This is a genomic window from Winogradskyella ursingii (genome assembly GCF_013403975.1).
In the GTDB taxonomy this organism is placed as follows: domain Bacteria; phylum Bacteroidota; class Bacteroidia; order Flavobacteriales; family Flavobacteriaceae; genus Winogradskyella; species Winogradskyella ursingii.
Map to the genome: position 1 here is coordinate 320,775 of NZ_JABFDH010000004.1, position 13,637 is coordinate 334,411.

Sequence of the window (13,637 nt, forward strand, 5' to 3'; positions counted from 1 at the left end):
GCAATTCAAAATAAATAAAATCAAACTCAAAAAAAATGAAAAAAATACTGTTTTTAACAATCCTTAGTTTGGCTTTTGTGGCTTGTAAAAATGAAGTCAAAATTTCTGATAATGAAGTAAATGAATCAGAACAGGAAATTGCATATGCCTCCTATGGGATGGAAATAAATGATGCAGATGCACTAACTGCCGAGCGAATGATTGAGCATTACAAAGGCATGGAGGTAGGTGACACAATTAATGCTAAAATGAAAGGGAAAATTATGGAAGTCTGTTCTAAAAAAGGCTGCTGGATGAAATTAGATATGGGCACTGACGAAACTGTAAGAGTTACATTTAAAGATTACGGCTTTTTTATGCCTTTGGATTCAGATGGTGAAGTAGTTATTAATGGAAAAGCTTTTGTTTCTGAGACTTCTGTTGAAGATTTAAAACATTATGCTGAAGACGCAGGAAAATCAGAAGAAGAAATTGCTGCCATTAATACACCAGAAAAAACCTATGGTTTTGTAGCTGACGGAGTGTTGCTAAAAGAGTAATTTTTGAAACGAAAAATAATCACCACATCAGATGGTTCTAAAACCATACAGATAGAGGAGTGGAATGAGCAATACCATTCCATTCATGGTGCAATAAACGAAGCAAACCATGTTTTTATAAAACATGGTTTGCTTTTTTGTTTTGAAAATATTTTGAAATCCCAAAATCCTAATGAATTTTCGATTTTAGAAATAGGCTTTGGTACTGGGCTAAATGCATTTCTAACATTAATCGAAGCGAAAAACTTAAACATAAACATCAATTACGTTGGGGTAGAGGCTTATCCAGTTGAAAAAGACGAAATTATTCAGCTTAATTATGTCCCGCTAATATCAAAAAATAACAAGGAAGAATTCAACCAACTTCACGACGTATCTTGGGAATCCAGACACCAAATTACACCTAATTTTCAACTCGAAAAACAACAAAAATTCTTCAAGGATATCAATGCTGAAGATAGTTTTAACCTCATTTATTTCGATGCCTTTGGCGCCAGGGTTCAACCAGAACTTTGGACGGAAGAAATTTTTAGCATTATGTTCAAAGCACTAAAAATTAATGGAGTGTTGGTAACCTATTCAGCCAAAGGAAGTGTAAGAAGAGCCATGCAGGCTGTTGGTTTTGAAGTTGAACGGCTGCCTGGTCCACCCGGTAAGAGGGAAATGTTGAGATCGGTGAAACTTCAGAAAAGTAAAAGATAGTTATAGATATTGCAATTGCATGAATGTCAAGGCAATTTCTGTAGGTTTGAATGTTAAACGTTAAATCAAAACTAAAGTCCATTTCTTAGCCTGAGACCTTTTGTATCTTTAATAAAAAGTACACGAATGACAGTATTGATTACAGGTGCAACAGGATTAATTGGGCAAGAGATTGTGAAACAATGTCATAACCAAAATATCAATGTTCATTACTTAACTACTTCAAAATCAAAGTTAGAGAAGCAGTCTAATTATAAAGGCTTCTATTGGGATCCAAACAATAATGAAATTGATCACAAATGTTTTGAAGGTGTTTCTGCCATAATCAATATGGTCGGTGCTAGTATTTCTGAGCGTTGGACAGACGATTACAAAGAAATAATCCTCAAAAGCAGAACTGAAACTGCACAACTCTTGCAAGATACGATTAGGGCTTTTGATTATAAAATTGATTATGTAGTTTCTGCCAGTGCCATTGGTATTTATCCAACTAGCCTGGTTAACTACTACGATGAAGAAAATAACGAAATTGCTGGAACCTTTTTAGGAGAAGTTGTAGAAAAATGGGAAGCAGCAGTAGACGATTTTAAATTGTTGGGCTGTAAAGTCGCTAAAATTAGAATCGGATTGGTACTGGCAGAAGATGGAGGCGCACTGCCACAAATAGTAAAACCAATTAAATTTGGTGCTGGTGCTGCTTTCGGTAGCGGTAAACAATGGCAAAGTTGGATTCATATACATGATTTGGCACGTATATTTGTTCATGCTTTAGAAGATAAATTAAAAGGGGTTTATAATGGTGTCGCACCTAATCCAACTACTAATAATGATCTTACAACAACAGCTGCCAATGTTCTTAATCGTCCTTTGATTCTGCCTAATATTCCAAGATTCGCAATGAAATTGGCATTAGGTGAAATGCATATCCTTTTGTTCGAAAGTCAACGTGTCAGTTCGCAAAAGATTGAAAATACTGGATTTGCCTTCAAATATATTCATCTAAAACCTGCACTAGAAGATTTACTACAATAGATGGCTTAAGTGATAATTTATTGTAAATTTGCCTGCGTTTAAAAGCGCATCATGACCACAGATCCTAAATACATTTTTGTAACTGGCGGAGTATCCTCTTCATTGGGAAAAGGTATTATCGCTGCATCATTGGCCAAACTCTTACAGGCACAAGGTTACAGAATTACCATCCAAAAATTAGACCCGTACATTAACATAGATCCGGGAACACTTAATCCATACGAACATGGCGAGTGTTATGTCACCGATGATGGTGCTGAAACGGATTTGGATTTAGGACATTACGAACGTTTTTTAAACGTGCCAACGTCACAAGCTAATAATGTTACAACTGGTAGAATTTACCAAAGTGTCATTGATAAGGAAAGACGAGGTGAGTTTCTTGGGAAAACCGTACAGGTTATTCCGCATATTACAGATGAAATTAAACACCGTATACAAATATTAGGTAATTCAGGTGATTATGATATTATCATTACTGAAATTGGTGGGACTGTAGGTGATATTGAGTCTTTGCCATATATTGAAGCTGTACGTCAATTGCAATGGGATTTGGGCGAAAATAATGCATTAGTTATACATTTAACGTTAGTGCCATATTTGTCTGCTGCTGGAGAATTAAAAACCAAACCAACCCAACACAGCGTAAAAACATTAATGGAAAGCGGTGTGCACGCTGATATTTTGGTCTGTAGAACAGAACACGAGCTCAGTGATGGTCTAAAAGCAAAATTGGCACGTTTTTGTAACGTGAAACAAGAAGCTGTAATTCAATCCATAGATGCTTCCACAATTTATGATGTGCCAAACTTAATGCTCGAAGAAGGACTTGATAGAGTAGTTCTGGACAAGCTAAAACTCAATAGTGACGTTCCGGATTTAAACCGTTGGAACGAATTTTTAAAACGTCATAAAAATCCTAAAAGTGAAGTCACCATTGGATTGATTGGTAAATACGTAGAACTTCAGGATTCTTATAAATCTATTTTGGAAGCCTTTATACATGCTGGAGCAGAAAATGAAGTTAATGTAACCGTAGAGCCGATACATTCAGAATATTTGAACGATTCCAATATTGCATTCAAGCTTGGACATTTGGATGGTGTTTTAGTGGCACCTGGCTTTGGTGAGCGTGGTATCGAAGGTAAAATTGAAGCTGTAAGGTATGTGCGCGAACAAAATATCCCTTTTTTAGGTATTTGTTTGGGTATGCAGATGGCAGTGATCGAATATGCCAGAAACGTCTTAAAACTAAAAGATGCCAATTCTACCGAAATGGACGAAAATACACCAAATCCAGTAATTGATTTAATGGAGTCCCAGAAGGATGTTGTCAATAAAGGTGGCACAATGCGTTTGGGTGCTTGGGATTGTAAAATCAAAAAAGATACCATCGCATATAAAGTGTATGGTCAGGAAAATATAAAAGAGCGACACCGACATAGATATGAATTCAATGACGATTTTAAATCACAAATTGAAGATGCTGGTATGGTAGCAACTGGTGTAAACCCAGAAACAGGATTGGTGGAAATTGTAGAAATTCCGACTAACGATTGGTTTGTTGGTGTTCAGTACCATCCTGAATATAAAAGTACTGTAGCTGGTCCGCATCCGCTGTTTGTGGCATTTGTTCGTGCTGCCGTAAATCACAAAAAGAAAAATAATAATAAATAATTACCATCATTTTAATTAATAAATGTGCCACTTTGGCGCAGATTTAATTTTTGGACAGCTTTTTGGGCTGTGCAACTAAACTAATATATAAGATCTATTTGATTTTAAAATCTTGGCAGATCTAAAATTTAAACATTACCGTTTTCACGGCAACTAAATATGGAAGAAAAGAAGTTCGATATTAATTCTATCATTGGCTTTGTGCTCATTTTTGGAATTTTACTGTACATCATGTACCAAAACCAACCAACTGAGGAAGAAATTGAAGCACAGAAAATTGCGGATCAAGAGCAGGTTGAAGCTGAACAAAAAGCGAACATGCAGAATGAAACCCTTGTGACTACAGAGGATGATTATACCAATATTCAAAATTTGGATTCAACGCAACGCGTTGCTGCACAAAACAAGGTTGGGGCATTTTCTTATGCATTAAACCAATCTTCACAAGGAAGTGGAGAAACGACAGTAGAAACTGATGTTTTTCAATTAAAATTCAACAATAAAGGTGGCCATTTATCCGAGGTAAAACTTAAAAATTTCGTGGCATACGATTCTGTACCTATTTATATAGTAAAGGATGGAAACAGTGCTTTCAATATTACATTCAGTACTTCAGATAACCGAACTTTAAATACCCAAGATTTGCCGTTTCAACCTAAGGTGACTAAGAGTGGTGAAAATACAGTGGTTTCGATGAAACTTAAGGTTTCGGAATCAGAGTTTTTAGAATATAGGTATGAGTTGAAGCCGAAGGATTACATGATTGATTTTTCAATCAAATCTCAAGGTTTAAGTGGTGTATTTAATACGTCTCAACCTATCGTTTTAGATTGGAAACAAAAGGGAATAAGACATGCCAAAAGTATCAGTTACGAAAACCGTTATACTAGGTTAACATACATGCATGAAGAAGATAAGGTCGATAAATTATCACAGGCTGGTTCGGATGAAGAGACAATTGAAGACGTAGAATGGCTTTCTTACAGGCAGCATTTCTTTAGTTCTATTTTAGTAGCGGATGATGCATTTAAAAAAGCAACAATTTCATCTGAAGATTTGGTTGAGGATGAAGAAGTCGATACACTTTTTACCAAACTCTATACTGCTAAAGTGCCTTTGACTTATAGTGGTGGTGAAATCAATAAGGATTTGGGTCTGTACTACGGACCAACGGACAGTAAAATTCTGAAAACTTACGAAGCAGGATTGGAAGAAAGTATTCCGTTTGGTTGGGGAATATTTGGGTGGATCAATAAGGCGATATTTATTCCTTTGTTTGGATTTTTGAGTGGATTTTTACCATACGGTATTGCAATTATTGTGATGACCATATTGGTTAAAATCATGTTGTCTTTTGTACAATACAAACAATTCCTCTCTCAGGCTAAGATGAAAATCCTAAAACCTGAGTTGGACGCAGTCAGAGCTAAATATAAAGACAACAAATTAAAGGCACAGCAAGAAACAATGGCCATTCAGAGCAGGGCAGGTGCAAGTCCGCTCAGTGGGTGTTTGCCAGGTTTGATGCAGATTCCAGTGTTTTATGCCTTATTTATGTTTTTTCCAACGGCATTTGCATTAAGACAGAAAAGTTTCCTTTGGGCAGACGATTTAAGTTCCTATGATTCTATTGCAGAGCTACCTTTTAATATTCCGTTTTATGGCGATCACGTAAGTTTATTTCCAATATTGGCAGCGGTAGCGATTTTCTTTTATATGAAAATGACTACAGGGCAGCAAATGGCACAGCAACCAACGCAAGAAGGTATGCCAGATATGGGTAAAATGATGAAGTATATGATTTATTTCTCACCATTATTAATGCTCGTATTCTTCAATAATTATGCATCAGGTTTAAGTTTGTACTATTTTGTTTCTAACTTAATTAGTATTGGGATTATGTTAGTCATTAAAAACTATATTATAGACGAAGAAAAAGTGTTGGCTAAAATAGAGGTGAGCAAAAGCAAGCCAAAGAAACAAAATCGTTTCCAACGCAAAATGAAAGAAATGATGGAGCAAGCAGAACAGCAAAAACAAGCGCAACAAAAACGAAAAAAATAGAATTTTAATAACTTTTAAAATAGAGAAACCCAGACAATTGTCTGGGTTTCCTACTAACTAAATCAATCAATATAAAAAATGAGGTAATCACTCCTCGACTTTTTCAATTTGTATGATTATTTGTTTTAAACTTTACTAAAAAATAAATTCTATTTTTTCGAGTTGTATTGTTATAATCATAAGAATTTTTATTCTGTTTAATAAAAATAATAAATGTTTAAACAAAAATTTATATTTTCGTCTATTTTTATGATGCTTTTAACAGTTGTTGTAGCTCAAGAATCTGTTAATCAACTTGATAGCGATGGAAAAAGACATGGATTATGGACTAAGAACTACGATAATACAGATCTCGTCAGATACAAAGGTGTTTTTGAGCACGGCAAGGAAATAGATACTTTTAGTTACTATAAAATCTCAAATGGCAAAAGTGTTTTAAGCGCTATACGTGTGTTTAATAAAAATAATAATCGAGCCGAAGTAAAATTTTACACTTCAAATGGGAAAGTGGTCAGTGAAGGTAAAATGGACGGTAAAGACTTTATTGGTCAATGGGTTTACTATCATAGGAATTCCGATAAAAAGATGATTGTCGAAAATTACAACGATGTTGGGCAACTTGAGGGAGAACGAAAGGTTTTTTATGAAAATGGTGTAATGGCAGAACATGCTAATTATAGAAAAGGAAAACTTGAAGGAGAGGCTAAGTGGTATTCAGATAAAAGTGTCCTCATCAAAGTTGCTAATTTTAAAAATGGCGAATTTCACGGGCCATATAAAACCTTTGACAATCAAGGAAACATTACTACAGAAGGTAACTACGATGAAGATAAAAAAACAGGCACTTGGACGTATGTTGAAGATGGAGTTACCAAAACTGTAGATTATTAATGTTTAAATCATCTTTAAAAACAATAGTTTTTAGTTATCTAATGCATTCAATTTCGATATGGCAATCTTCAACAGATTGCCTTTTTTATTTTGTAATTTTGCGGAAATTTTTAAGACAAAGATTATCCAATTCTTTATCTCTTTTAAAGTAGAGTTACAGGATAGTTGAGAAGAAAACATCAGATAAAAAAATGAAACGAGTTATCGTAGGACTTTCAGGAGGAGTAGATTCCAGCGTCGCAGCCTATCTTTTAAAAGAGCAAGGCTATGAAGTTATAGGCTTATTCATGAAAAATTGGCACGATGATTCCGTTACTATTTCAGACGAATGTCCATGGCTAGAAGACAGTAATGATGCCATGCTGGTTGCAGATAAATTGGGTATACCGTTTCAAACTGTAGATTTAAGTGTTCAATATAAAGAACGTATTGTCGATTACATGTTTAACGAATATGAAAAAGGACGTACTCCAAATCCAGATGTATTGTGTAATCGTGAAATAAAATTTGATGTGTTCATGGATATTGCGATGGAACTTGGAGCTGATTACGTGGCTACTGGGCATTATTGCAGAAAAGGCACAATTGAAAAAGATGGCAAAGAAATTCATCAACTTTTAGCAGGAGTTGATAATAATAAAGACCAATCTTATTTCTTGTGTCAATTATCACAACAGCAATTGGCAAAAGCATTGTTTCCGATCGGAGAGCTTACTAAGCCTGAAGTTCGGGAAATAGCAAAAGCCCAAGACCTAACAACGGCTGAAAAAAAAGACTCTCAAGGGCTGTGCTTTATAGGTAAAGTAAGATTACCAGATTTTCTTCAGCAACAATTAAAACCAAAAGAAGGTGTCATTATTGAGGTTGATAATGATTTGGAAACTTATAACATAAAGACTCCTCAGTTCAATTCAAAAGAAAAAGAATTGTCTTATTTAGCCGCAAAACCTGAATATTCTACATCAGATGGAAAGGTAGTCGGTACACACCAAGGTGCTCACTATTTTACCAAAGGTCAACGTAAAGGTCTTGGCGTGGGTGGAACAAAAGAGCCTCTTTTTGTGATTGAAACCGATGTTGTGGAAAACGTGATTTACACAGGTCAAGGAAAAAATCATCCAGGACTCTATAGAAATGTCTTATTTGTAAATAATGAAGAACTGCATTGGGTTAGAGAAGATTTAGCTTTGGTTTATGGTGAATCGCTAAAGGTTTTGGCAAGAATTCGATACCGACAGTCTTTAGAAAATGCAACTTTGTATAAAGTGTCTTCTGGAATTTACGTCGAATTCGAAAACCAACAATCCGCTATAACCGAAGGCCAATTTGTAGCTTGGTATTCCGGTGATGAATTATTGGGCTCAGGAGTTATTTCTTAATAAGATTATAGAGGACTAAACCTCAAAAGTGAGGTTATCGCAATGAAAAGTAGGCTCTTTTATATGATTTTAATTTTTTGTTACTTCCGTAAATTGCAATAAAAAAAGCTTAGTTAAAAAATACAATTTAATTTTTATCAGAAAGCGATTCGGCTGAAATATTCAATCTTCAACCAATTTGGTGATCTTGTTATGGAAAATGAGATTACATCTAACAATAACAATACAAATATATTACAGTGAGCAACGGGGATTTATTATGTTGAGGTAGCATCTAAGAACACTATGAATACATTCAAATTCATAATAAATTGAATTCCATTCCAAGATTATTTCCTTTAATTTTATCGAAATAAATTCTTTACCTTAAAAAATAGAAATAGGTGTATGAATTTTTCAAAGTAAATAACATGACTAACAGAATAACTAAACTTTTTAATATAAAATATCCTATAATCCAAGCCGGAATGATTTGGAACAGTGGCTGGAGATTGGCTTCTGCTTCGAGTAATTCTGGAATACTGGGTTTAATTGGCGCAGGCTCAATGTACCCTGATGTATTGCGAGAACACATTCAAAAATGTAAAAAAGCCACTGACAAGCCTTTTGGAGTCAATGTCCCAATGTTATATCCCAATATTGAAGAGATAATGGATATCATTGTTGATGAAGGTGTGAAAATTGTATTTACTTCTGCCGGTAACCCAAAAACCTGGACCAAGTGGTTGCAGGAAAGAGGTATCACGGTTGTGCATGTGGTAAGTAGTGTCAAGTTTGCCTTAAAAGCACAAGAAGCCGGAGTAGATGCGGTAGTAGCTGAGGGCTTTGAAGCTGGTGGTCACAATGGACGTGATGAAACCACAACCTTAACCTTAATACCAATGGTTAAGGAGCAGATAAAAATTCCACTGATTGCTGCAGGAGGTATTGCTACCGGGAAAGCCATGTTAGCATGTATGGTATTAGGTGCAGATGCAGTGCAAGTGGGTAGCCGTTTTGTAGCGAGTGAAGAATCCTCCGCACACCAATCGTTTAAGCAAGTGGTGGTTGATGCTAAAGAAGGTGATACACAGTTAACATTGAAAGAGCTTGCACCAGTAAGGTTGATTAAAAATAAATTCTTTAACGACATCCAAGAGCTTTATAAGCAATCACCAACACCAGAACAATTATTAAAATTGTTGGGAAGAGCCAGGGCCAAACGCGGTATGTTTGAAGGTGATTTGGACGATGGGGAATTAGAGATCGGACAAATCTCTGGATTAATTCACGATATTAAACCTGTATCAAAAATTGTTTCGGAAATGATTGCTGAGTATAATGCTGCTAAGTCGGAAGTGTCATCACTTTAAAAACCTTAAGCTAACTCATACTAAATAAGTGTAATGTCAAACTCAATCATAGAAAAACTTTATAGATACCTTAACAATGAAAATGGAAATCGTGTTTGCAAGGACATCACTGAAGAGGCTTGTGAATATACTGTTTCTAATTTTTTTAAAATTCTGCTCACGCACACTTCAACCAAATTAGGTGATACCCTTAGCAATCCTAAAACAGTATTGACATGGCTTATGAGCTATGTTAACGCTCCAGTATATCTTATTAGTCTTATTGTACCAATACGTGAGTCGGGAGCTATGATTCCGCAGATTGCAATTTCCAATTATATCAGCAAAAAGCCTATAAGAAAATGGCTTTGGGTAGTGGGTTCTGTGCTGCAATTTTTTTCTATTGCAACTATTGGTCTCATTGGACTTAAATATGAAGGTGCAACCGCAGGTTGGCTTATGGTTGCTAGTCTCGTGATCTTCAGTTTGGCTCGGAGCCTGGCTTCTGTGACTTCAAAAGACGTTATCGGAAAGACAATTCCCAAAACGCGTCGCGGTAAACTTAGTGGTTATACAGCTGCTCTATCTGGTGTTTTAGTGTTGGCGGCAGGCCTTTTCATTACATACAAATCCGAAACCGATGCCTCTGTAGATTTCTATACCAATTTAATCTTCTTTGCTTCTGTTATGTGGTTGATAGCTGCTGTTATTTATGCCACAATTAAAGAATTTCCAGGAGATACCGTAACTCCATCGGACGATGAAAACGCAGTCGTAAGCAAATTTGGACTATTAAGATCTAATACCCAATTCCGAAATTTTGTAATTGCACGTGCTTTATTACTTTGTTCATCGCTTTCTGCACCATTTTATGTGCTACTGGCTCAGGAATATGTTGGTAAAGAGAGTTTTTTGTTGGGTCTGTTAATTATTGCCAATGGCATTGCGTCTATTATAAGCTCGCCTTTTTGGGGAAAATTGGCCGATAGATCTAGTAAAAACACAATGGCTTGGGCCATTATTGTAGCATCTACAATGGGTGTTGCATTATTTCTGATTGTGACTTTTATGGAAGAATTTAGAACACACTTGTGGTTATATCCAATAGCCTTTTTTGTATTGGGTATTTCGCATGGTGGAGTACGTGCAGGGCGTAAAACGTACGTGCTGGATATGGCAAACGGCAATGAGCGTACCAATTATGTGGCCGTAAGCAATACCGTAATTGGGATTATTTTGCTAATTACTGGTGGACTTAGTGCATTGGCATCCATTCTGTCTATAGAGGGCGTTATTTTGGGCTTATCAATTTTAGGATTTATTGGTGCTTATCGAAGTTATAAGTTACCTGACGTGGAGTAAATTTATTTAAATGATTAATTTGAACTTTTTCAAAACAAAAAAACTCCATGGTTTAAGATAGCCATGGAGCTTTTCCGTTTTAAGATTGAATCACTTGTCTAACTCTTTTCTTCTTCCATCTTCATATTCAAATTTTCTTTGATATTTCTATAAGTAACCTGCATTTTTTCATGTTCATCTTTCATGAGATCATGATCGTTCATAACTCTGTCGTGCCAATCTCTCATTTCTTCAACCTTATCATTGAATTCAAGTGTGCTGATTTCATCAAAATTTGGTGGGTTGTTTTTGTGTGCATCTATAATTTCTCTATGGCTTTTAATAATGGCGTCGTGCCGCTCTATCATAAGACCAAATTTTCTAAGGTCTTCCATAACTGTAGAATCCTTAACTTCCATACTTGCAAGTTGTTCTGAAAATTTTTGATGTTCACTCAACATTTTGTCATGTCGATCCTCAAATTCATTGTGTGCCATATGTATACTGTCACTTTTCTTTACAAAAGCGTCATATTCGGCCTTTAATTCTTTTTTTTCATTGTTACAGCCCAAAAATATTAAGGCTGTTATGGATAATAGGATACTTAATTTTTTCATGATTTGATTATGTGTTTCTCTAAATATAATAAATAAGATCTAGAATTTTAAAAATTACTTTAAAAATATAATTAACTCTTCAACCCAAAAAACCACTACTTTTGTTAAGAGACTATATTTTCTATTAGTATGAAATACTGTGTAATCTTTTTTATTGCCTGCTTGTCTTTTAATTCTTGTGAAAATAAAAGAGAAGAAGATCCAATAAAGGTTGATTGGAAAAAAAGGACGGTTTCCCATACGATTAGCGATTCGTTAGAAACAGGAAAATCTTACCTTTCTATTTATTCGCAAATTTACAGTCTGTCTCAACACAAAAAATATAATCTTACGGCAATGGTGAGTCTAAGAAACACCAGTGAAAAAGATACTATATACTTGTTAAAAGCCGATTACCACGGTACTCACGGCGAAATGATAAAACAGTATATCAATAAACCAGTGTACTTATTACCGATGGAAACTTTGGACATTGTTATTGAAGAATCTGATGTATCTGGTGGCACAGGATCTAATTTTATATTCGATTGGAAAATGTCAAAAAACGCTCCAGAACCAATTTTTGAAGCTGTTATGTCATCAACGGTTGGCTCACAAGGTCTGTCCTTTACTACACAAGGAAAACGCATCGATTAATACTTGAAACTAAAACCAAAACCGCTACTTTTGCGCCATGGTTTTGAGTGACTATACTAAAGAATTTAAATACAATCTTAAACTGGCTTCACCGGTTATTTTAGGTATGCTTGGGCATACCTTTGTCAGTTTTGTGGATAACGTTATGGTTGGTCAGCTGGGTGCTGCAGAACTTGCTGCCGTGTCTTTGGGCAATAGTTTTATCTTTATTGCCATGTCTTTGGGTATTGGTTTTTCTACAGCTATAACACCATTAGTGGCAGAAGCCGATACCGAAAAGAACTTCGCTAAAGGAAAATCCGTTTTTAAGCATGGTCTTTTTCTTTGTACTGTTTTAGGATTGTTACTGTTTGTCCTATTACTATTTGCTAAACCTTTAATGTATGTTATGGACCAACCAGAAGAAGTTGTAGAGTTGGCCATTCCGTATTTGGATTTAGTCGCGTTTTCTTTAGTACCATTAATAGTGTTTCAGGCATTTAAGCAATTTAGTGATGGTTTGTCTTTGACAAAATACCCAATGTACGCGACTATTGTGGCGAATGTAATTAATGTGGCTATTAACTATGTGTTGATTTTTGGTAAATTCGGTTTTCCGGAAATGGGTATTGTCGGTGCAGCGGTGGGTACTTTAATATCACGATTTGTAATGCTCTTTCATCTATGGTGGCTATTAGCCAAACGTGAAAAGTCTAAAGCATTTGTGACTAACATAAAATTCTTTCAATTAGGCAAACAACCGTTAAAAAAACTGACCAATTTAGGTTTGCCAAGTGCTATGCAAATGTTTTTTGAAGTTGCTATTTTTACGGCAGCTATATGGCTCAGTGGAACATTAGGCGCCAATCCACAAGCTGCCAACCAGATAGCACTCAACCTGTCGTCAATGACCTTTATGGTAGCCATGGGCTTGAGTGTGGCCGCAATGATTCGCGTGGGAAATCAAAAAGGATTGAAAGACTTTAGAGCTTTAAAGCGTATTGCGGAATCTATATTTTTAGTTGGCTTTTTCTTTGCTGCGATTTTTGCTTTGCTATTTGTAATATTTCATCAGTATTTACCGGAGTTATATGTCAATTTAGACGACCCTATAAATGCGGTTGATACCACAGAGGTGGTACAAATTGCCGCTACTTTACTATTGGCTGCTGCGGTGTTTCAAATTAGTGATAGTCTTCAAGTAATAGCTCTTGGTGCTTTACGTGGGTTACAGGATGTAAAGATTCCGACTATAATTACATTCATATCCTATTGGGTAATTGGTTTTCCTATAAGTTATTTTTTGGGAAACGAAGATGTCTATGGGAGTCTTGGTATTTGGTTGGGCTTACTTGCGGGATTGAGCGTTGCGGCGCTTTTGCTCTATTTAAGATTTAGATATTTGACTAACAAGTTAATCGCAAAGAGTGCTTTACATACTTAATATTT

12 protein-coding genes are annotated in these 13,637 nt (G+C 35.6%); 11 read left to right on the forward strand and 1 reads right to left on the reverse strand.

Going from position 1 to position 13,637, the window contains the following annotated elements; genetic code table 11:
• The first annotated feature begins 35 nt into the window (after positions 1-35).
• The 9 genes from HM983_RS11795 to HM983_RS11835 all read left to right on the forward strand — a co-directional run bounded on the left by HM983_RS11795 (position 36) and on the right by HM983_RS11835 (position 10,977).
• Positions 36-539 carry a DUF4920 domain-containing protein gene (locus tag HM983_RS11795; protein ID WP_179345639.1) on the forward strand — a complete coding sequence of 168 codons (504 nt, stop codon included), beginning with the start codon at positions 36-38 and terminating at the stop codon, positions 537-539.
• Between the two features lie 3 nt (positions 540-542).
• Positions 543-1,241, forward strand: coding sequence for a tRNA (5-methylaminomethyl-2-thiouridine)(34)-methyltransferase MnmD (gene mnmD, locus HM983_RS11800; RefSeq protein ID WP_179345640.1), 699 nt, complete (start codon positions 543-545; stop codon positions 1,239-1,241).
• Between the two features lie 126 nt (positions 1,242-1,367).
• Positions 1,368-2,273, forward strand: a complete 906-nt coding sequence (locus tag HM983_RS11805) for a TIGR01777 family oxidoreductase (protein ID WP_179345641.1) — start codon at positions 1,368-1,370, stop codon at positions 2,271-2,273.
• Positions 2,274-2,324: 51 nt separating this feature from the next.
• Positions 2,325-3,950, forward strand: coding sequence for a CTP synthase (locus tag HM983_RS11810; RefSeq protein ID WP_179345642.1), 1,626 nt, complete (start codon positions 2,325-2,327; stop codon positions 3,948-3,950).
• Between the two features lie 159 nt (positions 3,951-4,109).
• On the forward strand, positions 4,110-6,014 hold the full coding sequence (gene yidC, locus HM983_RS11815; RefSeq protein ID WP_179345643.1) for a membrane protein insertase YidC: 1,905 nt from the start codon (positions 4,110-4,112) through the stop codon (positions 6,012-6,014).
• A gap of 213 nt (positions 6,015-6,227) precedes the next feature.
• The gene (locus HM983_RS11820; RefSeq protein WP_179345644.1) at positions 6,228-6,905 is read left to right on the forward strand and encodes a toxin-antitoxin system YwqK family antitoxin; all 678 of its coding nucleotides are present in this window, start codon (positions 6,228-6,230) and stop codon (positions 6,903-6,905) included.
• Between the two features lie 191 nt (positions 6,906-7,096).
• A complete protein-coding gene (gene mnmA, locus HM983_RS11825) occupies positions 7,097-8,284 on the forward strand; it encodes a tRNA 2-thiouridine(34) synthase MnmA (protein ID WP_179345645.1) in 1,188 nt (395 codons plus the stop codon).
• Between the two features lie 410 nt (positions 8,285-8,694).
• The gene (locus HM983_RS11830) at positions 8,695-9,636 is read left to right on the forward strand and encodes an NAD(P)H-dependent flavin oxidoreductase (protein WP_179345646.1); all 942 of its coding nucleotides are present in this window, start codon (positions 8,695-8,697) and stop codon (positions 9,634-9,636) included.
• 33 nt (positions 9,637-9,669) lie between these two features.
• Positions 9,670-10,977 (forward strand): MFS transporter, encoded by a 1,308-nt coding sequence (locus tag HM983_RS11835; RefSeq protein ID WP_179345647.1) that lies wholly within the window; start codon positions 9,670-9,672, stop codon positions 10,975-10,977.
• A gap of 98 nt (positions 10,978-11,075) precedes the next feature.
• Here the strand turns inward: HM983_RS11835 and HM983_RS11840 are convergent, their stop codons facing one another.
• Positions 11,076-11,573, reverse strand: a complete 498-nt coding sequence (locus HM983_RS11840; protein ID WP_179345648.1) for a hypothetical protein — start codon at positions 11,571-11,573, stop codon at positions 11,076-11,078.
• A gap of 129 nt (positions 11,574-11,702) precedes the next feature.
• Here HM983_RS11840 and HM983_RS11845 point away from each other — a divergent pair, with 129 nt between their 5' ends.
• Positions 11,703-12,209: a DUF3124 domain-containing protein gene (locus tag HM983_RS11845; RefSeq protein WP_179345649.1), complete on the forward strand. Its 507-nt coding sequence runs from the start codon at positions 11,703-11,705 to the stop codon at positions 12,207-12,209.
• Between the two features lie 37 nt (positions 12,210-12,246).
• Positions 12,247-13,632 carry an MATE family efflux transporter gene (locus tag HM983_RS11850; protein ID WP_179345650.1) on the forward strand — a complete coding sequence of 462 codons (1,386 nt, stop codon included), beginning with the start codon at positions 12,247-12,249 and terminating at the stop codon, positions 13,630-13,632.
• Positions 13,633-13,637: the final 5 nt, after the last annotated feature.